Source organism: Streptomyces sp. NBC_00273, from assembly GCF_036178145.1.
Taxonomy (GTDB): domain Bacteria; phylum Actinomycetota; class Actinomycetes; order Streptomycetales; family Streptomycetaceae; genus Streptomyces.
Genome location: NZ_CP108067.1, coordinates 7959093 through 7981421 on the forward strand (window position 1 = coordinate 7959093; position 22329 = coordinate 7981421).

Annotated in this window: 23 protein-coding genes; 16 read left to right on the forward strand and 7 right to left on the reverse strand. The window is 74.0% G+C overall.

From position 1 onward, the window contains the following. The first annotated feature begins 23 nt into the window (after window positions 1–23). From OG386_RS35625 to OG386_RS35640, 4 genes are all read left to right on the forward strand, one after another. Entirely contained in the window at window positions 24–740 is a 717-nt protein-coding gene (locus OG386_RS35625; RefSeq protein ID WP_328791495.1) for a DNA alkylation repair protein, read from the forward strand. Window positions 741–1016: 276 nt separating this feature from the next. Further along, window positions 1017–2198 carry an elongation factor Tu gene (tuf, locus tag OG386_RS35630; protein ID WP_328791496.1) on the forward strand — a complete coding sequence of 394 codons (1182 nt, stop codon included), beginning with the start codon at window positions 1017–1019 and terminating at the stop codon, window positions 2196–2198. A 90-nt stretch (window positions 2199–2288) separates the two neighbouring features. Further along, on the forward strand, window positions 2289–3149 hold the full coding sequence (locus OG386_RS35635; protein ID WP_328791497.1) for a patatin-like phospholipase family protein: 861 nt from the start codon (window positions 2289–2291) through the stop codon (window positions 3147–3149). A 122-nt stretch (window positions 3150–3271) separates the two neighbouring features. Continuing rightward, on the forward strand, window positions 3272–4063 hold the full coding sequence (locus tag OG386_RS35640; RefSeq protein ID WP_328793482.1) for a spermidine synthase: 792 nt from the start codon (window positions 3272–3274) through the stop codon (window positions 4061–4063). Window positions 4064–4084: 21 nt separating this feature from the next. Here OG386_RS35640 and OG386_RS35645 read toward each other — a convergent pair whose 3' ends face one another. Together OG386_RS35645 and OG386_RS35650 are read right to left on the reverse strand one after the other, a co-directional pair. Continuing rightward, complete coding sequence (locus OG386_RS35645; RefSeq protein ID WP_328791498.1) at window positions 4085–5410, reverse strand: MFS transporter; 1326 nt, start codon at window positions 5408–5410, stop codon at window positions 4085–4087. 66 nt (window positions 5411–5476) lie between these two features. After that, complete coding sequence (locus OG386_RS35650; protein WP_328791499.1) at window positions 5477–6520, reverse strand: hypothetical protein; 1044 nt, start codon at window positions 6518–6520, stop codon at window positions 5477–5479. Between the two features lie 96 nt (window positions 6521–6616). Between OG386_RS35650 and OG386_RS35655 the strand changes: the two genes are divergently transcribed. The 5 genes from OG386_RS35655 to OG386_RS35675 all read left to right on the forward strand — a co-directional run bounded on the left by OG386_RS35655 (window position 6617) and on the right by OG386_RS35675 (window position 11393). Continuing rightward, window positions 6617–7069: a DUF4442 domain-containing protein gene (locus OG386_RS35655; protein WP_189973593.1), complete on the forward strand. Its 453-nt coding sequence runs from the start codon at window positions 6617–6619 to the stop codon at window positions 7067–7069. A 78-nt stretch (window positions 7070–7147) separates the two neighbouring features. Next, entirely contained in the window at window positions 7148–7348 is a 201-nt protein-coding gene (locus tag OG386_RS35660; RefSeq protein WP_327386565.1) for a type II toxin-antitoxin system VapB family antitoxin, read from the forward strand. A 115-nt stretch (window positions 7349–7463) separates the two neighbouring features. Continuing rightward, window positions 7464–9974: a glycoside hydrolase family 3 protein gene (locus OG386_RS35665; RefSeq protein WP_328791500.1), complete on the forward strand. Its 2511-nt coding sequence runs from the start codon at window positions 7464–7466 to the stop codon at window positions 9972–9974. Window positions 9975–10032: 58 nt separating this feature from the next. After that, window positions 10033–10704 carry a DedA family protein gene (locus OG386_RS35670; protein WP_030010395.1) on the forward strand — a complete coding sequence of 224 codons (672 nt, stop codon included), beginning with the start codon at window positions 10033–10035 and terminating at the stop codon, window positions 10702–10704. After that, on the forward strand, window positions 10701–11393 hold the full coding sequence (locus tag OG386_RS35675) for an ankyrin repeat domain-containing protein (RefSeq protein WP_328791501.1): 693 nt from the start codon (window positions 10701–10703) through the stop codon (window positions 11391–11393). Before OG386_RS35670 ends, OG386_RS35675 begins: the two co-directional genes overlap by 4 nt. Here the strand turns inward: OG386_RS35675 and OG386_RS35680 are convergent. After that, complete coding sequence (locus OG386_RS35680) at window positions 11390–11935, reverse strand: gamma carbonic anhydrase family protein (protein WP_328791502.1); 546 nt, start codon at window positions 11933–11935, stop codon at window positions 11390–11392. The genes OG386_RS35675 and OG386_RS35680 overlap by 4 nt on opposite strands. Window positions 11936–12073: 138 nt before the next feature. On the opposite strand from OG386_RS35680, the gene OG386_RS35685 reads away from it, so the two are divergent. Further along, entirely contained in the window at window positions 12074–12820 is a 747-nt protein-coding gene (locus tag OG386_RS35685) for an acyltransferase (protein ID WP_328791503.1), read from the forward strand. A 25-nt stretch (window positions 12821–12845) separates the two neighbouring features. Here the strand turns inward: OG386_RS35685 and OG386_RS35690 are convergent, their stop codons facing one another. After that, window positions 12846–13712, reverse strand: coding sequence for a DMT family transporter (locus tag OG386_RS35690; protein WP_328791504.1), 867 nt, complete (start codon window positions 13710–13712; stop codon window positions 12846–12848). A gap of 104 nt (window positions 13713–13816) precedes the next feature. Between OG386_RS35690 and OG386_RS35695 the strand changes: the two genes are divergently transcribed. After that, the gene (locus OG386_RS35695; protein WP_328793483.1) at window positions 13817–14437 is read left to right on the forward strand and encodes an XRE family transcriptional regulator; all 621 of its coding nucleotides are present in this window, start codon (window positions 13817–13819) and stop codon (window positions 14435–14437) included. Window positions 14438–14439: 2 nt separating this feature from the next. On the opposite strand, the gene OG386_RS35700 is transcribed toward OG386_RS35695, so the two are convergent. After that, window positions 14440–14844 (reverse strand): CoA-binding protein, encoded by a 405-nt coding sequence (locus OG386_RS35700; RefSeq protein ID WP_327734403.1) that lies wholly within the window; start codon window positions 14842–14844, stop codon window positions 14440–14442. A 166-nt stretch (window positions 14845–15010) separates the two neighbouring features. Between OG386_RS35700 and OG386_RS35705 the strand changes: the two genes are divergently transcribed. Further along, window positions 15011–15565: a hypothetical protein gene (locus tag OG386_RS35705; RefSeq protein ID WP_328791505.1), complete on the forward strand. Its 555-nt coding sequence runs from the start codon at window positions 15011–15013 to the stop codon at window positions 15563–15565. Here the strand turns inward: OG386_RS35705 and OG386_RS35710 are convergent. Beyond that, complete coding sequence (locus OG386_RS35710; RefSeq protein ID WP_328791506.1) at window positions 15554–16081, reverse strand: hypothetical protein; 528 nt, start codon at window positions 16079–16081, stop codon at window positions 15554–15556. The genes OG386_RS35705 and OG386_RS35710 overlap by 12 nt on opposite strands. Before the next feature lie 236 nt (window positions 16082–16317). Between OG386_RS35710 and OG386_RS35715 the strand changes: the two genes are divergently transcribed. From OG386_RS35715 to OG386_RS35725, 3 genes are all read left to right on the forward strand, one after another. Continuing rightward, window positions 16318–16944 carry a YigZ family protein gene (locus OG386_RS35715; RefSeq protein ID WP_328791507.1) on the forward strand — a complete coding sequence of 209 codons (627 nt, stop codon included), beginning with the start codon at window positions 16318–16320 and terminating at the stop codon, window positions 16942–16944. An 85-nt stretch (window positions 16945–17029) separates the two neighbouring features. Further along, window positions 17030–18199, forward strand: coding sequence for an exonuclease SbcCD subunit D (locus tag OG386_RS35720; protein ID WP_328791508.1), 1170 nt, complete (start codon window positions 17030–17032; stop codon window positions 18197–18199). Further along, window positions 18196–21207 (forward strand): SMC family ATPase, encoded by a 3012-nt coding sequence (locus OG386_RS35725; protein ID WP_328791509.1) that lies wholly within the window; start codon window positions 18196–18198, stop codon window positions 21205–21207. Before OG386_RS35720 ends, OG386_RS35725 begins: the two co-directional genes overlap by 4 nt. Here the strand turns inward: OG386_RS35725 and OG386_RS35730 are convergent. Then, entirely contained in the window at window positions 21197–21643 is a 447-nt protein-coding gene (locus OG386_RS35730; RefSeq protein ID WP_030008650.1) for an Lrp/AsnC family transcriptional regulator, read from the reverse strand. The two genes, OG386_RS35725 and OG386_RS35730, sit on opposite strands and share 11 nt — an antisense overlap. Window positions 21644–21737: 94 nt before the next feature. Between OG386_RS35730 and OG386_RS35735 the strand changes: the two genes are divergently transcribed. Further along, window positions 21738–22268, forward strand: coding sequence for a rhodanese-like domain-containing protein (locus OG386_RS35735; protein WP_328791510.1), 531 nt, complete (start codon window positions 21738–21740; stop codon window positions 22266–22268). The last annotated feature ends 61 nt before the right edge of the window (window positions 22269–22329 follow it).

Below are 22329 nucleotides of genomic sequence, written 5' to 3' on the forward strand. Positions count from 1 at the left end.
CGGTGCGCCGTAATCTGGGCCTCATGCTGTCGAACGACCGGCGACCCCCGCGGGTTCCCCGCAGCGCCCTCGCGGACACCCTGGTGGAGCGGCTGACGGGGGCGTACGCGGCGGCCGCCGATCCCGTGCGGGCCCGGGCCATGGCCGCGTACATGAAGGACGTCGCACCCTTCCTCGGCATCCCCACCCCGCTGCGCCGGGACCTGTCGAAGACCGTGACCAAGGACACTCCAGAACCTTCCGAGGCGGACTGCACGGCGCTCGCGCTGCGCTGCTGGCGGCTCCCGGAACGCGAGTACCAGTACTTCGCGGTGGACTACCTGCGCCGCCACGTCCCCCGCTGCTCCGCCGGCTTCCTGCCGGTGGCCCGGCACCTGGTCGTCACCGTCCCCTGGTGGGACACCGTCGACCTGCTGGCCGCGCACACGGTCGGACCCCTGGTGGCCGCCGACCCGGAACTCGCGGCCGTGATGGACGAGTGGATCGAGGAGGAGGACCTCTGGCTCGTCCGCACCGCGCTGCTCCACCAGCTCCGCTTCAAGTCCGCCACCGACACCGGACGGCTCTTCGCCCATTGCCGTCGCCGGGCCGACCACCCGGACTTCTTCGTGCGCAAGGCCATCGGCTGGGCCCTGCGCGAGTACGCGAAGACGGACCCGGACGCGGTTCGCGCCTTCGTCGAGGCCGAACGAGGCTCCCTGGCCCCGCTGTCCGTGCGCGAGGCGCTCAAGAACCTCTGACCGCGCCGTAATTCGTTCGACGTGCCCCGGACCGTCCGGCAGGATCAGGGGCATGAACCGGTACGCCTTCCTCGCAGTGCGGTCCGCAGTCGCGGACGCGCCGAAGGCTGCCGTCACCCCGGGCGCACCGGCAGGCGCACCTGCACACGCACCCGTCCTCGCCGCATTCGACGGCGCACGAAGCTGACCCTTCCCGGATCGTCCGGCGGACCCCGCAGGGGGAGGGTCGGCTCGCCCTCGGGGTCCCGTTCCAGCTTCCAGACACGGGAATCAATCATGGCCAAGACGGCCTTCGTGCGCACCAAGCCGCACCTCAACATCGGCACCATGGGTCACGTCGACCACGGCAAGACCACCCTCACCGCTGCCATCACCAAGGTCCTCGCCGAGCACGGCGGCGCCTCCTTCGTGCCCTTCGACCGCATCGACCGGGCGCCCGAGGAGTCCCGGCGCGGCATCACCATCAACCTCACGCACGTCGAGTACGAGACGGAGACCCGGCACTACGCCCACGTGGACATGCCCGGTCACGCCGACTACATCAAGAACATGGTCACCGGCGCCGCCCAACTCGACGGCGCGATCCTCGTCGTCTCCGCGCTCGACGGGGTCATGCCACAAACGGCCGAGCACGTGCTCCTCGCCCGGCAGGTCGGCGTCGACCACATCGTGGTGGCCCTCAACAAGGCCGACGCCGGGGACCCCGAGCTGACCGACCTGGTCGAGCTGGAGGTCCGCGAGCTGCTCACCGCGCACGGATACGGCGGTGACGGCGCGCCGGTCGTACGGGTCTCCGGGCTCGGGGCGCTGGAGGGCGACCCGCGGTGGACCGAGGCGATCCAGGCGCTGCTGGACGCGGTGGACACCTACGTACCGACCCCGGTGCGCTACACGGACGCGCCGTTCCTGCTGCCGGTGGAGAACGTGTTGACCATCACCGGGCGCGGGACCGTGGTGACCGGCGCCGTCGAGCGCGGCACCGTACGCCTCGGGGACCGCGTGGCGGTCCTCGGCGGCGACGGCGAGCCGACGGAGACGGTCGTCACCGGGCTGGAGACCTTCGGGAAGCCGATGGAGTCCGCCGAGGCCGGGGACAACGTCGCGCTGCTGCTGCGCGGGGTGCCGCGCGACGGCGTGCGCCGCGGGCACGTGGTGGCCGCGCCCGGCAGCGTGACGCCGCAGCGCCGCTTCACCGCGCAGGTGTACGTGCTCTCCGGGCGCGAGGGCGGCCGTACGACACCGGTCGCCAGCGGCTACCGGCCGCAGTTCTACATCCGCACCGCCGACGTGGTGGGGGACGTGGACCTGGGCGAGGTCGCCGTGGCCCGGCCCGGGGAGACGGTCACCATGACCGTCGAGCTCGGCCGGGACGTCCCGCTGGAGTCGGGGCTCGGCTTCGCGATCCGCGAGGGCGGGCGGACCGTGGGCGCGGGGACGGTGACGGCCGTACTGGGATGACCCGGGCCTGATCCGGACCCTCTGTGGTGGCGGTGGACTGGCTGCGCCAGACTGCCGTCACCACAGGCATGCGCGAAGGGGCGGGCGGAGATGGGCGGCGACACGGCACTGGTGCTCGGCGGCGGCGGACTGACCGGCATCGGCTGGGAGTGCGGAATGCTCCACGGGCTCGCCCGCGCCGGGGTGGACCTCACCACCGCGGACCTGGTCGTCGGCACCTCCGCCGGCTCGGTGGTCGGTGCCCAGCTCACCTCCGGACTGCTCAGCGTGCAGGAGCTGTACGAGCGCCAGCTCGGCGACGCCTCGGCGGAACCGGTGGCGAAGCTGGGGGCGGCCGTCATCGCCCGGTACGCACTGGCGATGGCGCGCTCGCGCAGCGACGCCGGCGCCTACCGGAGGCGGGTGGGAGCCATGGCCCTGGCCGCGGACACCGGCTCGGAGGCGGAACGCCGCAAGGTCCTGGCCGCCCGGCTGGTCTCCCACGAGTGGCCCGAGCGGCGGCTCGTGGTCACCGCGGTGGACGCGCTCACCGGTGAGCTCGAGGCGTTCGAGCGGGGGAGCGGCGGCGGGCTGCTCGACGCGGTCGCGGCGAGCTGCGCGGTTCCGGGGGTGTGGCCACCGGTGACGGTCGCGGGCCGCCGCTTCATCGACGGCGGGATCCGCTCCGCCACCAACGCCGACCTGGCCGCCGGTTACGACCGGGTGGTGATCCTCGCCCCGATCTCGCTCGGTTCCGCCCTTGTGCCCTCGCCGTCGGTGCAGGCGGACCGGTTGCGGGCGGCGGGGGCGCGGGTCCTGCTGATCACCCCGTCGCCGGCGGCCCGCAAGGCCTTCGGGCGCAACGTGCTGGATCCGGCGCGGCGGGCCCCGGCGGCGCGGGCGGGCCTGGCGCAGGCCGAGGAGCACGCGGCGCAGGCGGCTGCGGTCTGGTCGGCGGCCGGGGCTGCCTGAGGGCTGTCTGAGGGCTGTCTTACGGCTGTTCGAACCTCGTCCGGCCGCTGTCGGACAATGGACCGGTGAACGACGAACAGATCCCGGTCGTCCGGGACGTGGGCCAGGGCACCGCCAAGCTGATGCCGGACGTGGACCGGGACCGGGCCTGGCTGCTGACCGTCGACGGGGCCCCGCAGTCGTACGTGGACCTGGACGATCCGCAGCACCTGGAGTTCGAGTACGTACGCCGCCTCGGGCACGTCCTGGACTGCGCCGCCGAGCCGGGGCACGCGCTGGACATCCTGCACCTCGGCGGCGGCGCGCTCACCCTGCCGCGCTACGCCGCGGCCACCCGGGCCGGCTCCCGGCAGACGGTCGTCGAGTTCGACGCGGGCCTGGTCGACCTGGTGGCCGAGCACCTGCCGCTCGCGGCGGGCTCCGGGGTCACCGTGCACACCGCCGACGCCCGCGCCTGGCTGGAGGCCGCGCCCGCGGCGAGCGCGGACGTGGTGGTGGCCGACGTGTTCGGCGGCTCGCGGGTGCCGGCGCAGCTGACGTCGGTGGAGTACGCCCGGGCGGCCGCGCGGGTGCTGCGGCCCGGCGGGCTGTACGCGGCGAACCTGGCCGACGGGGCGCCCTTCGACTTCCTGCGAGCGCAGGTGGCCAACTTCGCCGAGGCGTTCGCGGAGCTGGCGCTGGTCGCCGAGCCGGCGGTGCTGCGGGGGAGGCGGTTCGGGAACGCCGTTCTGCTGGCCTCCGACGCCCCGCTGGAGGTGGGGGCGCTGGCCCGCAAGTGCGCGGCCGACGCGTTTCCCGCCAGGGTGGAGTACGGGGACGGGCTGGCCCGGTTCAGGAAGGGCGCGGCGCCGGTGGCCGACGCGGACGCGGCCCCTTCCCCGGCGCCGCCGGAGGGCGCGTTCAGCCTGGGGTGAGCGGCCGGGTCCGACGGTGCGTCAGTGGCCGACGGCGTCGGCGGGGGTCTGCTCGGCGGTCGCCGGCGCGGCCGCGGCCGCGCCGGCGACGGGTTTGCCGTGCGCCCTGCGGGTCATGCGGCGGACGTCCGGAACCAGCAGGACGAGGGCGGTGGGCACGATGACCAGGACCGCGCAGCCCCACAGGGCCTCGGTCCGTCCGAAGGCCGCCTCGGCGGGCCCGGCCAGGGCCGTGGCCACCGGAAGCATCGACACCGAGCCGAACCAGTCGTAGGCGGTGACCCGGGAGAACTTCTCCTCCGGGATCTCCTGGTGCATCGCGGTCATCCAGTTCACGCCGAAGACCTCGATCGCGGCGCCGCTGACGAACATCACCACGCACAGCCCCCATACGGGCAGCGGCACGGCGAGTCCCGCCGAGGGCAGTGCCAGCGGGAACACGCACAGGGAGCCGACGAGCAGCAGTCGGCGCGGTTTCCACGCCATCATCAGGACGGCTCCGGCGATGGTGCCGACGCCGAAGAAGGCCAGGGCCACGCCCCAGGGTGCGGGCCCGCCCAGCTGGTCCCGGGCGACCAGTGGTCCGTACACCGCGTCGGCGGCGCCGACCACGGCGACCACGACGGAGAACTGGAGCACGATGCTCCACAGCCAGGGGCGGCTCCGGACCTCCACCCAGCCCTCGCGCAGATCGGACAGCAGGCCGCCGCCGGGGGCCCGGTCGGGAACGTGACTGACGTCGAGGAAGGTACGCAGGGCGCCGGCGACGGCGAAGGCCGCCGCGTCGGCGGCCAGGACCCAGCCCGGTCCCACTGCGGCGATCATCGCTCCGCCGAGGGCCGCGCCGCCGATGCCGGCGCCGTTCATCGCCATGCGGAAGAGGGCGAAGGCCCGGTTGGAGTGTTCGCCGGAGACGGTGGAGAGCAGCATGCCCTCGGCCGCGGGATTGAAGAAGGCCGTACCGGTCCCGCACAGGGCGGTCAGCAGCATCATCTGCCACAGCCGGGGTTCGCCCGTGAGGACGAGGACGGCGAAGGCGGCCTGCGAGAGGCAGTTCAGGACGTTGGCCGCGACCATCACCCGGTGGCGGGGCAGTCGGTCGGCGAGGGCGCCGCCGATGAGCAGGAAGAGGACGAGCGGCAGTGTGCGCGCGGCCGCGATCAGGCCCACGTCGCCGACGGACCCGCCGGCATCCATGACCGCGAAGGCGGCCGCGATGTGAGCTCCGTGGCTCCCCAGGTTCGTGATGATCGCCGCACCCGTGAGGAGGCTGTAGTTGCGGCCGGCCCAGTCGGGTCGGCGGCGGTTCACGGGCGTACGGGGTGGTGCGGTGCGGGGAGAGCTCACCCCCGGACTATCCCCGCCCCGGGCCGAGAATCCAAACGGATTGCCGGCGCGGGGCGGGAAGCGGGATCACGGGGTGGTGAGCCGGATGGAACTCATGACCTTGTCGGAGATATCGGTCGGAACCTCGTCCTTCACACCGGCCGCGCTGATGAGCACGAAGCTGGCGAAGTCACCGACGGCGTTCTTGAAGCCGAAGCCGACCGCCTTGCCGTCGGTGGAGCACTTGTGCTCCTTCTTCAGGTTCGGAGCGGTCGCCACCACCATGTGGCCCTTGATCCCGGAAGCGGTCGTGTACTCCTTGGCGGCCTCCACCTTCACCGTTCCCTTGGGCTCCTTCTGGGCGAAGGCCGCCCAGACCCAGGCGCCGGTGTTGTCGGTCGCCACCTGCGCGGTGTCCTTGGCGCCCTGGGCGCCCTTGACGCCGGTGTCCGCGACCGAGAACTTCTCGACCCTGCCGTCCGCGTCCTTGTCGACCGTGCACCACTCCTCCTTGAGGGTGGCGGTGCCGGTCATCGTGATGAGCGGACCGCCGTCCTTCTTGACCTCGTCGGAGATGGAGAGGATCGCGCCGGACTCGTGGACGTTCCACTCGGGGGGCACGTCGTAGCTGACGTTGTACTTCGTGTTGACCACGACCTTCCAGCCCGGGATGACGGGCTGGGCGTTGCCGCCGGCCCGCGGGTTCGGGCTGCTGCCGGCCGGTGCGGGTGCCTCGGAGGCCGGCGCCGAGGGGCTGGCCGCCGGCTTGTCGTCGGCCTCGGTCTTCTTGTCGTCCCGGGTCAGGACGAACGCGCCGGTCGCGGCGGCCACCACGACGACGGCGGCCGCGGCGACGATCGCCACGGTCTTGGTCGAGTACGAGCTCCCGCCGCCGCCGCCGGTCGCGACGGTGGCGGGCTGGGGCTGCTGGGGCATCTGGGGCGGACCCCACTGCTGGCCGGGAACGCCCTGGGGCTGCTGGTACCCCGGCTGCTGCGGGTATCCGTAACCGGGCTGCTGCTGGTACGGGTTCGGCTGCCCCGGCTGTCCCGGCTGCTGCTGGTACGGGTTCTGTTGCGCGTCCTGGGGGTTCTGTTCTCCCCCGGGCGGCTGCTGCTGTCCTGGCCACATGGCCGGTAACGATAGTGGCCGTGGCAGCGGGGAGCCACGGCCACCCCCTTGGGAGCTCTGGTCAACGAGGACTACTCGCGGGTAACATCGCGTTCCATGAGCGCAGACCAGATGAACGTGGGCGAACTGCTCGCCGCGACCGTACCGATGGCCCGGACCCTGAACCTCCAGTTCCTGGAGACCACCCCCGAGCGCGCGGTCGTCCGGCTCCCGGACCAGCCCGACTACCACAATCACGTCGGCGGCCCGCACGCCGGCGCGATGTTCACCCTCGCCGAGTCCGCGAGCGGCGCGATCGTCCTGGCCGCCTTCGGCGACCAGCTCTCGCGCGCCGTCCCGCTCGCCGTGAAGGCCGAGATCGGCTACAAGAAGCTCGCCAAGGGCGTCGTGACCGCCACCGCCACCCTCGGCCGCCCGGCCGCGGAGGTCGTCGCCGAACTCGACGCCGGCGGCCGCCCCGAGTTCCCGGTGACCATCGCCATCCAGCGCGAGGACGAGGCCGTGACCGGCGAGATGACCGTCGTCTGGACCCTGCGCCCCAACGCGTGACGACCGGCGGACGCCAACCCCTGCGGCCACGGGCCGGCACGTCCTAGAGTCCGTCGCACGACGACGGAGGGAACGCCCGTGGCCAAGGTCAACATCAGCCTCGACGCCGAGCTCGTGGTGGAGGTGATGGTGCTCGCCGGAGTCGGCTCGCCGCAGGACGCGGTGGAGGCCGTCGTACGGGACTACATCGCGCGCGGCCACCGCACCGAGGCACGGGTACAGCGCCAGGACGAAACCCGGCGCGGCACCGACGGAGCGCCGCCGCTGCCGGAGGGCTGAACCTCGGCGCCGCGGTGGCGCGTCCCGGCCGACCCGGCGGGCGCGCGACGCACAGTGGGCGCGGGAGCGGTCCGGCGCGGGCCGCTCCCGCCGACCCACGCCGCAGGGAGCGCCCATGAGCGAGGCCGTGTCCAGACGTTCCGCGATGCGACTGCTCGCGGCGGCGGGCACGGCGGGCACGGCCCTCGGAGCGGGCGCCTGCGCGCCCGGGGTGCCACCGGGCGCGGGAGCCCGAAAGGCGCCGCCCGCCGCACCGGCCGCCGCCGAGGCCAAGGGCGCCGCGCGCATCGACGCCCTGCTGGAGCGGCTCACCCTCGACGAGAAGACCGCCCTGCTGCACGGCGCCCCCGATCCCGACTCCCTCGGCCAGGCGGGCTACGTGCCCGGCGTACCGCGCCTGGGCATCCCGGCGCTGCGCCTCGCCGACGGGCCCGCCGGGGTCCGGGTCGCCAGACCCGCCACCGCGCTGCCCGCGCCGGTCCTGCTCGCCTCCGCCTTCGACCCGGCGCTGGCCCGCGAGTACGGTCGCGTCATCGGCCGCGAGGGCCGGGCGCTCGGCCAGGACGTCCTGCTGTCACCCATGGTCAACCTCATCCGCACCCCGTACGCGGGCCGGAACTTCGAGACCTTCGCCGAGGACCCGCGCCTGACCGCCGACCTGGTGGGCGAGATGATCCGCGGCATCCAGGACGAGGGCCTCATCGCCACCGTCAAGCACTTCGCCCTCAACAACCAGGAGCACGGCCGCGACACCGTCGACGTGATCGCCGCCGAGCAGACCCTCCACGAGACCGAGCTACGGGGCTTCGAGGCCGCCGTGGCGGCCGGCGCGGGCGCGGTCATGGGCGCCTACAACAAGGTCAACGGCGTCTACGCCTGCGAGAGCAAGCCGCTGCTCGACGAACTGCTGCGCAGCAGCTGGGGGTTCGACGGCTGGGTGATGTCCGACTGGGACGCCACCCACAGCACCGTCGCCGCCATCGGCGCCGGACTCGACATGGAGATGCCCGGCGGCACCCACTTCGGCAGACCGCTGCGCGAGGCGGTGCGCGGCGGCTCCGTACCGGAGGGTGCCGTCGACCTCGCCGTCCGCCGGATCCTGACCACCATGGACCGCTTCGGGCTGCTCTCGGCCCCGCCCGCCGCACGGCCCCCGCGCGACGCCGCCGCCGGGGCGCGGACCGCCCGCAAGGTGGCCACCGCAGGAGCGGTACTGCTGCGCAACGAACACGGCACCCTGCCGCTGACCGGAGCCGCCGCCCGTTCGATCGCGGTGATCGGACCGACCGGCCAGGTGCCCTTCGTCAGCGGCGGTGGCAGCGCCCACGTGGTCCCGGACGGGGCGGCCGCCCCGCTCACCGCCATCCGGCGCCGGGCCGGCAACGGTTCGACCGTCCGCTACGCCCTCGGCGAGGACCTGTACGGGCGGCCGCTCCCGGCGAAGCTGTTGATCCCGGCCGCCGACCTGGACGAGCGGACCGTCGAGCCCGGGCGCGTCTGGAGCCACGAGGGAGAGTTCCGCCTCGCGGCCGACGACGAGTGGACCCTGCTCGTCCACTACACCGGGAAGCGGCCCGTCGTACGCCTCGACGGGGAGGAGCTGTTCCCCGTCCGGCAGGGCGCGGCCGAGTACTTCGCCGGCGGACTGCTCGGCTCCGCACCCGACGGGATGAGCGTCCGCCGCAACACCCTCGCCCTCGCAGCGGGCGCCCACCGGCTCGCCGTGACCGCAGAGGGCGGGGAGAAGGGCCAGCGCTTCCGGCTCCGGCACACCACCGGGGCGATCCGCGCCGCGGACCTCGCCGAGGCCGTCAAGACCGCGAAGTCGGCCCGCAGCGTGGTGCTGTTCGCCTACGAGGACGCCACCGAGGGCCGGGACCGGACCTCCCTGGCGCTCCCGGGCGGGCAGGAGCGGCTGATCGAAGCGGTGGCCGCCGCGAACCCCCGTACGACCGTGGTGCTCAACACCTCCTCCAGTACGACGATGCCGTGGCTCTCCCGTACCGGAGCGGTCCTCCAGATGTACTACCCGGGCCAGGAGGGCGCGGGAGCCACCGCCGACCTCCTCTTCGGGGACGCGGACCCCGGAGGCCGCCTCACCCAGACCTTCCCGGCCGACGAGCAGGCCACCCCGGTCGGTGGCGACCCGCTGCGCTACCCGGGCGTGGGCGGCCGGCAGGAGTACTCCGAAGGCGTCCACGTCGGCCACCGCTGGTACGACGCCCAGGGGGTGACCCCGCTGTTCCCCTTCGGGCACGGGCTCTCCTACACCACCTGGCAGTACGAGAAGCTCACCGTCCGGCCGGAGCGGGCCGGACTGCGCGTGGAGTTCACCGTCCGCAACACCGGGCGCCGCAAGGGCACCGAGGTGGCCCAGGTGTACGTCGGCCCGTCCGCGGAACTGGAGCTCGACCAGCCGGTGCGCGCGCTGGCCGGCTACCGGCGACTGGTCCTGGCACCCGGCGAGGCGGAGCGCGTCACCCTCGACATCGGCGAGCGGGTGCTGTCGTCGTGGGACCCGGAGCGGCACGCCTGGGTGCTGGGTTCCGGCCGACGGCAGGTGTTCGTGGGCCGTTCGTCGCGTGAACTGCCACTGAGGTCCAAGGCGGTCGTGGCGAGCCGATAGGCTGCCCGTTCGGCGTGTCACAGGGGGCGCGCCGAGGACGACACGGGAGGACGTACCGGTGCACATCCAGGAATGGCTGGAGACGATTCCGGCGGTCAGCATCTATCTCCTGGTGGGTCTGGTCATCGGGCTGGAGAGCCTCGGCATCCCGCTGCCGGGAGAGATCATCCTGGTCAGCTCGGCGCTGCTGGCCTCACAGCACGGGGAGATCGACCCCGTGGTCCTGGGACTCTGCGCGATCACCGGGGCGATCGTGGGCGACTCGATCGGCTACGCGATCGGCCGCCGCGGCGGCAAGCCGCTGCTGGACCGGCTGGGCCGGCGCTTCCCCAAGCACTTCGGACCCCAGCAGGTGGCGCTGGCGGAACGCTCCTTCGAGAAGTGGGGCATGTGGGCCGTCTTCTTCGGACGGTTCGTGGCCCTGCTGCGGATCTTCGCCGGGCCGCTGGCGGGCGTGCTGCACATGCCCTACTGGCGCTTCCTGGTCGCCAACGTCCTCGGCGGCATCCTCTGGGCCGGCGGCACCACGGCCGTCATCTACTCGGTCGGGATCGTCGCCGAGCCGTGGCTGAAGCGGTTCTCCTGGCTGGCCCTGGCGCTCGCCGTGCTGTTCGGGCTCGCGGTGACGCTGGTGGTGCGCAGCCGGATGAAGAAGGCGGCCGCGGCCGCCGGGGCCGCCGATGCGGAGATCCCGTCGCAGGCGGCTGCCCGGGCCACCGTCGGCGAATGACGGCAGCGGGGGGACCGGAGCCGGACTGGTCGGACGAGGGCCGGGAGGACCACTACCACCCGCTGGCGAACGGGTTGGGACGCGCTGCCGAGGCCGGGGACACGGACCTGGTGCGGCGCCTGCTGGCGGAGGGGGCCGAGGTAGACGCCTGGGTCCCCGGCGGCCGGCGGGCCCTGGACCTGGCCGCGTGCGCCGGACGGGCGGAAGCCGTCCGGCTCCTCCTCGCTGCCGGTGCCGACCCCCGGCTCGACGCCGGCCCCTACGACGAGGCGACGCCCCTGGCCCTGGCCGCGATGAACGGGCACACGGACGCGGCCCGGGCCCTCCTCGACGCGGGCGCCCCACCGTGCGGCCCGGCCGGGCGGCTGCGCTACGTGCCCCTGGTCCTCGCGGCCACGTCCCCCGAGAGCGGCAATCCGCCGCTGGTGGACCTGCTGCTGGACCGGGGCGCCGACATCGAGGAGACGATGCGGGACTGCACCCCGCTCGACTGGGCCGCCCGCTTCGGCTACCCGGCCATGGTGGAACGGCTCCTCGAACGGGGCGCCGCCCTCACCGAGCGGACCTTCCGGGAAGGGGCCGCGGGACAGAAGTCCACCGGCAGCACGAGACCGGGGCCCGGCACGCGCCACGATGAGTACAAGGCCGTCAGGGCACTGCTCGTGGCCGCGTGGGAGGCCCGGAACTAGACGTCCGGCGTCACCGAGGCACGGTGCTGCTCGGCCAGGTCCACGTACATCAGGGCGTTGACCTTGATGCCCTCGCGCTCCTCGTCGGTCAGCTCACGGCGCACCTTGGCGGGCACGCCCGCCACCAGCGAGCCGGGCGGCACGACCATGCCCTGCGGGACCAGGGCCTGCGCGGCCACCAGCGAACCGGCGCCGATGACCGCGCCGTTCAGCACGGTCGCACCCATGCCGATCAGACAGTCGTCCTCGACGGTGCAGCCGTGCACGACGGCGTTGTGGCCGATGGAGACGCGCTCGCCGATCGAGACCGGGAAGCCGGGGTCCACGTGCACCGTGCAGTTGTCCTGCACGTTGCTGTCGGCGCCCAGCGTGATCGGGCCGCAGTCGGCGCGCAGCACCGCCGAGTACCAGATGCTCGCGCCCGCGGCGAGGGTGACATCGCCGACCACGACCGAGGTCGGAGCCGTGAAGGCCGTCGGGTCGATGTCCGGGTTCTTGCCGCCGACACCCGCCACGAGTGCCTGGGCCGCCTGGTGCGTCATGTTCTCTTCCTCTGCGTCCGTCGTCCGGTTGCCGCGCTAACGGCACCGTAGGCCACGCGGGCCGCCGCACCGGCGATGGGGTGAAGATCACAGGAGTGTGGCCGGGGCGAGCGGGGCCCGGCGCACTACCGTGGCCGGGTGCCGAAGAAACAGAACACGTTCTCATCTCTGACGGCCGCGCGCCGCCGGCTGGCGAGCCGCGTGGTCCACACCGGCTGGCGCTGGATGCAGCAGGCCGGTGCGGTCACCGCGCAGACCCCTGGGCGGCTCAGGTTCGGCGCGATCGGGGACGGCACCCGGCTCGCGTTCCCCCAGGGCACCGTCTTCGGCGAGCGGTGGATCCGGCTCGGCGGGCACTGCATCATCGGCGAGCAGGTCACCCTGACCGCCGGGATGATGCCGGACCTCGACCTGGGCTCCGAGCCGATGCTGGTGCTCGGCGACGGGGTGGTCATAGGCCGCAACAGCCATGTCATCGCCGACGCCCGGATCACCATCGGCTCGAACACCTTCTGCGGCCCCGGGGTCTACATCACGTCCACCAACCACAGCTACGACGACCCGCACGAGCCCATCGGCCGGCAGTGGCCGCGCAGCGCACCCGTGGAGATCGGCCCGGGGTGCTGGCTCGGCACGGGCGCGGTGATCCTGCCGGGCGCCCGCCTCGGCCGCAACGTGGTGGTGGCCGCGGGCGCCGTCGTACGGGGCGAGGTCCCGGACCACGCCGTGGTGGCGGGGGCTCCGGCACGCATCGTGCGGCGCTGGGAGCCGGAGACGGGCTGGCAGCCGCCGCTGCGCACGCCGACGCCGGTGCCGATCCCGGACGGGATGACCCCGGAGCAGTTGCGCGGTCTGGCCGAGCTCGCGGAGGCCGAGCAGTCCTAGGCCCTGCCGGTCAGGTCGGAGCCGCTCAGCCCGCGGCCAGCAGGACCGTTCCGGCGAGGGCCAGGCCGGCGCCCGCGGCCTGGACCGTGCGCAGCCGTTCCTTGAGCACGGCGAAGGCGGCGAGCGCGGTGATCACCGGGTAGAGCGAGGACAGCACGGCGGCCATGGTCACCGGGCCGTTCTGGGCGGCCATGGAGTACGTGCCGTTCGCCGCGACGTCCGCGAGGCCGACGAAGGCCAGGGCGGGCAGCAGCCCCCACAGGAGCTTCGGGCCGGTGCCGGCCGGAAGGGCGGGCAGGCCGCGCCGGGTCTGCGTCCACAGGGCGGCGCCACCCACGGCGACATTGGTGACCCGCTGCACGAACAGCGCGAGGAACAGCCCGGTGACGGTGCTGGACGCCTCCGCGATCAGGGCCATCACCGCACCGAAGCCGAAGGCCGCGACCAGGGTGAGGACGACGGCCTGCCGCTGGACGGGCGCGCCCCGCAGTTCCGGGCCGCCCGCGAGGACGATGCCGACGACGGCCACCGCGATCCCCGCGAACTGGCCGAGGCCCGGCCGCTCGCCCAATATCAGCCCTGCGGTGACGGGTACGACCACGCCGAGGGAGCCCAGTGGCGAGACCACGCCCATCGGGCCGAGGGCCAGCGCCTTGTAGAAGCTGAGCATGGCGACCGGCCCGACCAGGCCCGCGCCGACCGCGAACCACAGTTGCGGACCGGCCTCCCGCCAGGCACCGGTTCCGAGGACCACCGCGCCGAGCACGACCACGGCCACGACCTGCGAGACGACGACCACCGTGAGAGCCGGGATCCGGCGGGTCAGCAGCCCGCCGCCGAAGTCGGCGAGCCCCCACAGCACGGCTGTGGCCAGGGCAAAGAGGGCGGTCATGGGGCCTCGCAGTACAGTGCGGTGAACGCTGGAGTGCAGCATGGAATACAGAACACGTTAGTTCACTCTGTTGGACTGTGTCATCCAAAATATTGGACGGAATGGTGTCGGACCTCGAACAGCTCACCCAGGCGCTCGCCCGGAACCTCAAGCGGTGGCGCGGCGAACGCGGTTTCACCCTGGACTCCCTGGCGGCCCGCGCAGGAGTGAGCCGCGGGATGATCATCCAGATCGAGCAGGCCCGTACGAACCCCAGCGTCGGCACCACGGTCAGGCTGGCCGACGCACTGGGCGTCAGCATCTCCGCGCTCCTCGACCACGACCGGGGCCCGCAGGTCCGCATCGTCCAGCCGGACCAGGTGGTGCGGATCTGGTCCAGCGAGGCGGGCAGCTCGACGACCATGCTGATCGGCACCGACGAGCGCGGGCCGATGGAGCTGTGGACCTGGCACCTGGTGCCGGGCGAGGGGACGGACTCCGTCGCGCACCCGTCCGGCACCATCGAGATGCTGCACGTCACCGCGGGGGAGTTGACCCTGGTGGTCGGCGACGAGGAGTTCCGCGTCCCCGCCGGGGCCGCGGCCGCCTTCGAGGCGAACCTCGCGCACTCCTACCGCAACGACGGCTCCGAACCGATGGAGATGACCCTCGCGGTGTCGGTCCCCCCGGTCTCGACGCCGCCGCCCGCCCATGCCCACGGCGGCCCGGCGGCGTCCGCCGGTTAGGCCTACAGCGCCGGGATCTCGATCGCGGGGCAGCGGTCCATGACCATCGTCAGCCCCGTCTCGCGGGTGCGGGCGTACGCGGCCTCGTCGATCACCCCGAGCTGGAACCAGACGGCCTCGGCGCCGACGGCGACGGCCTGGTCGGCCACCGGCCCGGCCAGCTCGCTGTTCACGAAGACGTCCACCACGTCCACCTTGAACGGGATGTCCGCCAGCGAGGCGTACCCGGGCTCGCCGTGCACGGTCTCGGCCTTGGGGTGCACGGGGATCACGCGCTTGCCGAACCGCTGGAGCACGCGGGCCACCCCGTAGGCCGCGCGGTCCTGATTGTTCGAGAGCCCCACCACGGCCCAGGTGTCGCCCAGCTCGGTGAGGATCTTGCGGATGGTTGCCGGATCGCCGTACACGTGTGCCGCCTCCTGATGCCCTTGTCCCCGCCGGCCCCCGTCCGCGGCTTCTCCGCCGCGTCCGACCGGCCGGCGCTCAGCGGCGTCAACCGAAAACCCCCGGGCGCCATTCCCCGGTGCCGCTCTGTACTCTGTCGATCCGTTCGAACGGTACGAGGGGTGGTACGTGGACACGCTGGTGGAGGCCTCCGCCGTGGAGGCCCTGCTCACGGGTGATGCCGGGACGGTCCGCCTGTACGTGGCCGCCTGCGCCGAACGCATGGTGCCCCTGTTCGTCGGCATGCGGGCGGGCCTGCCGGACCGCACAGCCGATCTCGATCTGTGCGTGGAGTCCGTGCGCGGCCTCTGGTACGCGGACCGGGCGCTGCCCGGTGCCGCCGAGCACGTGCGCGCGCTGGAGGGCTTCCCGGAACTGCGGCCTTGCGAAGAGGGCATCACCGATGTCGCGGGGACGTACGCCTTCTTCGGCGTCCTCGTCCTGCGGTACGCGCTGCTGGCCAACGCCTCGGCGGACGCCGGCCACGCGCTGTCCTGCGGTCATGCCGCGCTCACGGCGATGGGCCTGCTGGACCAGAACCTGGCCGGTGGTGGCGTCTTCCGGGCCGAGGAGGAAGCGCTGCAGGCCCGCTCGCTGAGCGGTGCTTCCGCGGGCCTGTGGGAAGCGAGCGTCGCGTCGGGGCGCGAGAGGTTCCGGGCCGTGCTGGGCGGCCTACCCCGCTGACGCGTCCACGTTCCAGGCCGGCGGCAGGGACGCGTCGCAGAAGACGCAGACGAAGTGCTCGTCCCGGACGACGTTCAGCTGCGCGCAGGCCGGGCAGCGGCGGAAGACCACCTCGTGGGTGAAGCCGTCCGGGCGCAGGCCCAGTCCGGCCGCGTCCAGGGCGTCCGCGACGGCCGGCCACGAGGCGGGGTCCGGGCAGTATCCGGTCGACTGGTTGCTCACCGTCCGGACCACCCACCGCCCGGACTCCCGCCCGAAGGCGATCTCCCCGGCGCTCAGCACCCTGTCACCGCCGGCGCAGACCACGTGCTCGCTGCGCCGCGGAGCGAGCCGCAGCACACCGGCGCGGTCCACGACGAACGTGACGGGCTCGGACAGCTCGGCCGCCGCCGGGCCCGCGGCCCAGTCCTCGAACTCCGCGGCCGAGCGGATGCTCCGGCCCCCGCCCTCCGGCCGGACGAGCGCCCTCAGCTCGGCCGGCCCCACGTACCGGTACGCCCACCCCCGCAGCTCCATGCCCGCCAACCTAGGCCCTGTCGTCTAAGTCCCGTCGGGCCCGCGACGCCCGGCACCGCACCTGGCCGCGTTGTCGGGGCACCCGAGTACGTCCAGTACACGGGCGCCCCTCCGCCTTGCCATGCACGGCACCGGACGCCGTGGGCTCGGCCGACGCCACTTTGACGACAGGACCTAGTGCGGTGGCCCTGCCACGGGCGGCCGGGGGCCCGTTCTGCACCGCTTAGGGTGGTGAGGTGAAGGCAGACCAGTACGTGACGGTGGCCCGTGAGGGCGTCCACGAGTCCGAGATCAACCGCTCGCGCTTCCTGTGCTCGCTCGCGCCCGCCGCGACCGAGCAGGAGGCGCAGGACTTCGTCGCGCGCATCCGCAAGGAGCACCCCACCGCCACGCACAACTGCTTCGCCTACGTCGTCGGCGCGGACGCCTCCGTACAGAAGGCCAGCGACGACGGCGAGCCCGGCGGCACCGCCGGGGTGCCCATGCTGCAGATGCTCATGCGCCGCGACGTCCGCTACGCGGTCGCCGTCGTCACCCGCTACTACGGCGGCGTGAAGCTCGGCGCCGGCGGCCTGATCAGGGCCTACGGCGGGGTCGTCGGGGAGGCCCTCGACGAGCTCGGCACCGTCACCCGGCGCCGCTACCGGCTGGCCACCGTCACCGTCGACCACCAGCGGGCCGGCAAGACCCAGAACGACCTGCGCTCCACCGGCCGGACCGTGGTGGACCTGCGCTACGGGGCCGAGGTGGAGATCGAGGTGGCCCTCCCGGAGGCGGACCTGCCCGCCTTCGAGGCCTGGCTCGCCGACACCACCGCGGGCAGCGCCGGCCTCACGCTCGGCGGAGAGACGTACGCGCCCTGAGCGCCCCCGGGGACGGGTTAGCGTAGAGGGGTTCAGCGAGCGGGAGACGACCAGGGGGAGACGGCATGTGCGGCGGGGCCGGCGAGTGAAGTTCCTGCACACCTCCGACTGGCACCTCGGCCGGGCCTTCCACCGGGTCAACCTGCTCGGCGCCCAGGCGGCCTTCATCGACCACCTCATCGAGACCGTGCGCGAGCGCGAGGTCGACGCCGTCCTCGTCGCCGGTGACGTCTACGACCGGGCCGTGCCCCCGCTGCCCGCCGTCGAGCTGTACGACCGGGCCCTGCACCGCCTCGCCGACCTCGGCGTCCCCACCGTGATGATCTCCGGCAACCACGACTCGGCCCGCCGCCTCGGCGTCGGCGCCGGGCTGATCGGCCGGGCCGGGATCCACCTGCGGACCGACCCGGCCGGCTGCGCCGACCCCGTCGTTCTGACCGACGAACACGGTGACGTGGCGCTGTACGGCCTGCCGTATCTGGAGCCCGCCCTGGTCAAGGACCAGTTCAGCGCGGAGAAGGTGAGCCACGAGGCGGTCCTCGGCGCCGCCATGGACCGGATCCGGGCCGACCTGGCCACCCGGGCGCCCGGCACGCGCTCGATCGTCCTCGCACACGCCTTCGTCACGGGCGGACGGGCCAGTGACAGCGAGCGCGACATCACCGTCGGCGGGGTCGAAGCCGTACCCGCCTCCGTCTTCGCCGGCGTGGACTACGCCGCCCTGGGCCACCTCCACGGCTGCCAGACCATCGACGAACGGGTCCGCTACTCCGGCTCCCCGCTCGCCTACTCCTTCTCCGAGGCCGACCACCGCAAGACCACGTGGCTGATCGAACTCGGCGCGCAGGGCGAGATCACCGGCGCCGAGCGGATCGACACCCCCGTCCCGCGCACCCTCGCCCGGCTCCGCGGACGACTGGAGGACCTGCTACGGGATCCGGCGCACCAGGTCCACGAGGACGCCTGGGTCGAAGCCACCCTCACCGACCCGGTCCGCCCCGACGACCCCATGGCCCGCCTCGCCGCCCGCTTCCCGCACACCCTCACCCTCGCCTTCGACCCCGAGGGCCGCCAGGAGGAGACCGGCGCCTCCTACGCCCAGCGCCTCGAGGGCCGCAGCGACCAGCAGATCGCCGAGGACTTCGTCGCCCACGTGCGCGGCGGCGGCCCCGCGGACGAGGCCGAACGGGCCGTCCTCCAGGGCGCCTTCGACGACGTACGGGCCGACGACAGCCACCGGGAGACCCACCGATGAGGCTGCACCGGCTGGCCGTGACCGCCTTCGGACCGTTCGCCGAGCCCCAGGAGATCGATTTCGACGCCCTGTCCGGCGCCGGCATCTTCCTGCTGCACGGACCCACCGGCGCCGGGAAGACCTCCGTGCTCGACGCCGTCTGCTACGCGCTCTACGGTTCCGTACCCGGTCCCCGCCAGGCCCCCGGCACGAGCCTGCGCAGCGACCACGCCGCCGCCCACACCCCGACCGAGGTCACCCTCGAGCTCACCGCGGGCGGCCGCCGCCTCGAGCTCACCCGGCGGCCCGAACAGGAGCGCCCGAAGAAGCGCGGCACGGGCACCACCAAGGACAAGGCCCAGAGCTGGCTGCGCGAGCACACCGGTGCGGGCTGGGAGCCGCTCAGCCGTTCCCACCAGGAGATCGGTGAGGAGATCGAGCAGCTGCTCGGCATGAGCCGCGAGCAGTTCTGCCAGGTCGTCCTCCTGCCGCAAGGGGAGTTCGCCCGCTTCCTGCGCGCCGACGAGGCCGCCCGCGGCCGTCTCCTCGGCCGGCTCTTCGACACCCGCCGCTTCGCCGCCGTCGAGGCCCTGCTCGGCGAGCGCCGCCGCGCCGCCGAGGCCAAGGTCCGGGCCGGCGACGAGAAGGTCCTCCACACCGCCCAGCGCCTCGCCCAGGCCGCCGGCGACAGCGCCGACCTGCGGGCCTGGCCGATGCCCGGACACCAGCCGGGCGACCCCGGGCTCGCCGAGGCCGTCCGGGCCTGGGCGGCCGTCGCCCGGTGCGCGGCCCGCGAGCGCCTCGACGTCGCCGAGTACGCCCTGGCCGCCGTCGAGAGCCGGCACGCCGCCGCCCGGCGGGCCGCCGAGGACGCGCGGGAGCTCGACCGGCTCCAGCGCCGGCACGCGGAGACCCTCCGCCGGGCCGCCCTGCTCGCCGGGGCCGCGCCCGAGCGGGACCGGGTGCGCGACCTGCTGGACCGGGCCCGGCGCGGCGCCCTGGTGGCCCCCGCACTGGAACTGCGCGGTGCCGCCTCCGCCGCGCACCTCGCCGCCGCCCACGCCGAAGCCTCGGCCCGGGCACAGCTCCCGCCCACGCTGAAGGAGGCGGGCGCCGAGCAGCTGGCCGACGTCGAGCAGCGGCTGCGCGGCGCCCTCGGTGCGCTCGGCGCGGCGCAGCGGGCCGAACAGCGCAGCGCCGAGATCGGCCGGGAACGCGCCGACCTGGAACGGGAGTCCCGGGCCGCCGAGGAGGCGCACCAGGAGTCCGCCGAGTGGCTGGAGCGCTGGGAGGCGACCCGGACGGCGCTGCAGGAACGCGTGGACGCCGCCCAGCAGGCGGCCACCTTGACCGAGCAGCTCGCGGGCCGGCTGGAACCCGCCCGCATGCAGCTGAACGCCGCCCGCCGGCGGGATGAGCTCGACGCCGACACGGCGCGCGCCGCCGGCGAACTGCTCACCCTGCGCGAGGAGTCGGCCGCCGCGCGGGAGCGCTGGCTGGAGCTCAAGGAGGCCCGGCTGCGCGGGATCGCCGCCGAGCTCGCCGAGGCACTGGTGGCCGGGGAGGCCTGCACCGTGTGCGGGTCCGCGGAACACCCCGCTCCGGCCCGACCGGCCCCCGGCCACGTGGACCGCGCCGCCGAGGACGCGGCCCACGCCCACTTCGAACGGGCCGAGCAGGCCCGGGCCGCCGTCGAGCGCCGGCACGCCGCCGCCCAGGAGGCCCGCGCCGAGGCCGCGGCCGCCGCCGGGGAGGTCGCCACCGCCGAACTCCTCGACCTGACCGCCGACCTGAGCACCCGTCATGCCGCCGCCCACGCCGCGGCCGCCGGCCTGCACGCCGCTCGTGAGCAGCTCGCCCGCGCCGAGCGGGAGCACGCCGCGCGCAGCGCCGACCGGCAGGGGGCCGAGACCCGGGCCGCCGCCAGGGCCTCCCGGCGCGAAGCCCTGGACCGCGAACAGGCCGGACTGGAGAGCGAACTCGCCCTCGTACGGGACGGCGCGCCCACCGTCGCGGCCCGCGCCCGCACCCTGGAGGACCGGGTCCGGATGGTCTCCGGCGCGGCCACCTCGCTGCGCCGGGCCGAGACCACCGCGGCCCGGCTGAAGGAGGCCGACGACCAGCTCGCCGACGCCGCGTTCAAGGCCGGGTTCGACACCGTGGAGGCGGCCGCCGACGCGGTGCTCCCCGAGTACGAACGCACCGCGCTCCAACACCGGCTGGACGCCTGGCAGGCGGAAGAGGCCCTGCTGGCGGACCGCCGCGGCGAGACCGGCGCCGCCGAAGCGGCAGCCCTGCCTCCGGCCGCACCGGATGCGGCCGACGCGTACGCGGCCACCGCTGCCGCGAAGCTTCGTACGGCAGGGTCGGCAGCCGACGCGGCCCGGGTGCGCTGCACGGAGCTCGACCGGCTCTCCCGGCAGGCCGAGCAGGAACTGCGCGCCCTCGGCCCGTTGCGGGAGGCCTACGACCGGGTCGCCCGGCTGGCCGGACTCACCGCCGGCACCTCCGCCGACAACGAGCGCAAGATGCGCCTGGAGGCCTACGTCCTGGCCGCCCGCCTGGAGCAGGTGGCCGCCGCGGCGACGGTACGGCTGCTGCGCATGTCCGGCGGCCGCTACACCCTGGTCCACTCCGACGCGCGAGCGAGCGGACGAGGGCGCTCCGGCCTCGGACTGCACGTGGTCGACGCGTGGACCGGTAGCGAGCGGGACACGGCCACCCTGTCGGGCGGCGAGACCTTCTTCGCCTCGCTCGCCCTGGCGCTCGGCCTCGCGGACGTGGTCACGGACGAGGCGGGCGGGATGCGCCTGGACACCCTCTTCATCGACGAGGGCTTCGGCAGCCTCGACGACCAGGCGCTGGACGAGGTGCTCGACGTCCTGGACTCGCTGCGCGAGCGGGACCGGAGCGTCGGCATCGTCAGCCACGTCGCCGACCTGCGGACCCGGGTCCAGGCCCAGCTGGAGATCGTCAAGCAGCGCGGCGGCTCCGTGGTGCGCCACCGCACGGCGGCGCTCACGGACTGAGCGGCCGGCGGGGCAGCGGAGAGGAGTAGACGATGCTCGTCGTCACCGAACCGAGCCCCGCGATCCGGCCCGTGACCTCCTCCAAGTGCGACATCGAGCGGGTCGCGACCTTGAGGACGAAGCAGTCGTCGCCCGTGACGTGGTGGGCCTCCAGGATCTCCGGAGTGGCCTCCAGGAAGTCGTGGAAGGGCTTGTAGTTGCCGTGCGGGTAGCGCAGCCGCACGAGGGCGAGGATCGACTTGCCGAGCCTTTCCGGGTCCACCACCGCCGTGTAGCCGGTGATGATGCCGGTCTCCTCCAGTCGGCGGACCCGCTCGGTGACGGCGCTCGCGGACATGGACACGGAGCGGGCGAGCTCGGTGAAACTGGCGCGGCCGTCCCGCTGGAGGGCTTCGAGGATCCGCCAGTCGGTGGCGTCAGGGGAATAGTCGGTCATGGTGCAGGTCTAGCAGGGGATTCCCCGGCCGGATAAGGAGAAGGCCGGGGATATCCACTTCCGACGGTGATCAACGGATCGTAGATTCCTTGCCATGACGACGACGCAGACGCACCCGAACCAGCCGGGCTCCGCCGCCCCCGCCACCACCAACCCCGTGCTCCGGGTGCCCCCGGCCTCCCCGGCCGCGGCCGCCGCGTACTTCGCCGCGAGCCTGGCCTTCCACGCGGACGTGTCGGACGTCGCCGCCGCCTTCAAGGCCCACCGCGAGCAGGGTGCGGAGCTCGGCTTCCAGCTCGTCGACTCCCGCTCCACCCCGTCCTGGGACCAGGCCCACGTGCCCGGCGCCGTCCACCTGCCCACCGCCCTCATCCCCGAGCAGGCCGAGCGGCTCCTGGACAAGGACGTCCCCGTGGTGACGTACTGCTGGGGACCCGGCTGCAACGGAGGCACCCGCTCCGCCCTCGCCCTGGCCGAACTCGGCTTCCAGGTCAAGGAGATGCTCGGCGGCATCGAGTACTGGATCCGCGAGGGCTTCGAGGTCGAGACCTGGCAGGGCAACGAGCAGCGCGCCGAGGCCGACCCGCTGACCGCGCCCACCGACTCGGACGACTGCGGCTGCTGAGGCGCGTGCCTACGGCGCCGGGGGCCGGTAAGGCGCCGAGGGCCGGTCCGAGGACCGGTAC

Excerpts from the sequence above, each read along its gene's own strand:
- OG386_RS35735 (WP_328791510.1), top strand. The coding sequence starts at position 21,738 with ATGACGACGACGCAGACGCACCCGAACCAGCCGGGCTCCGCCGCCCCC.
- OG386_RS35650 (WP_328791499.1), bottom strand. The coding sequence starts at position 6,520 with ATGTGGCCAGGACAGCAGCAGCCGCCCGGGGGAGAACAGAACCCCCAG.
- OG386_RS35665 (WP_328791500.1), top strand. The coding sequence starts at position 7,464 with ATGAGCGAGGCCGTGTCCAGACGTTCCGCGATGCGACTGCTCGCGGCG.
- OG386_RS35625 (WP_328791495.1), top strand. The coding sequence starts at position 24 with ATGCTGTCGAACGACCGGCGACCCCCGCGGGTTCCCCGCAGCGCCCTC.
- OG386_RS35690 (WP_328791504.1), bottom strand. The coding sequence starts at position 13,712 with ATGACCGCCCTCTTTGCCCTGGCCACAGCCGTGCTGTGGGGGCTCGCC.
- OG386_RS35680 (WP_328791502.1), bottom strand. The coding sequence starts at position 11,935 with ATGACGCACCAGGCGGCCCAGGCACTCGTGGCGGGTGTCGGCGGCAAG.
- OG386_RS35635 (WP_328791497.1), top strand. The coding sequence starts at position 2,289 with ATGGGCGGCGACACGGCACTGGTGCTCGGCGGCGGCGGACTGACCGGC.
- OG386_RS35655 (WP_189973593.1), top strand. The coding sequence starts at position 6,617 with ATGAGCGCAGACCAGATGAACGTGGGCGAACTGCTCGCCGCGACCGTA.
- OG386_RS35710 (WP_328791506.1), bottom strand. The coding sequence starts at position 16,081 with ATGGAGCTGCGGGGGTGGGCGTACCGGTACGTGGGGCCGGCCGAGCTG.
- OG386_RS35640 (WP_328793482.1), top strand. The coding sequence starts at position 3,272 with ATGCCGGACGTGGACCGGGACCGGGCCTGGCTGCTGACCGTCGACGGG.
- tuf (WP_328791496.1), top strand. The coding sequence starts at position 1,017 with ATGGCCAAGACGGCCTTCGTGCGCACCAAGCCGCACCTCAACATCGGC.
- OG386_RS35730 (WP_030008650.1), bottom strand. The coding sequence starts at position 21,643 with ATGACCGACTATTCCCCTGACGCCACCGACTGGCGGATCCTCGAAGCC.
- OG386_RS35675 (WP_328791501.1), top strand. The coding sequence starts at position 10,701 with ATGACGGCAGCGGGGGGACCGGAGCCGGACTGGTCGGACGAGGGCCGG.
- OG386_RS35725 (WP_328791509.1), top strand. The coding sequence starts at position 18,196 with ATGAGGCTGCACCGGCTGGCCGTGACCGCCTTCGGACCGTTCGCCGAG.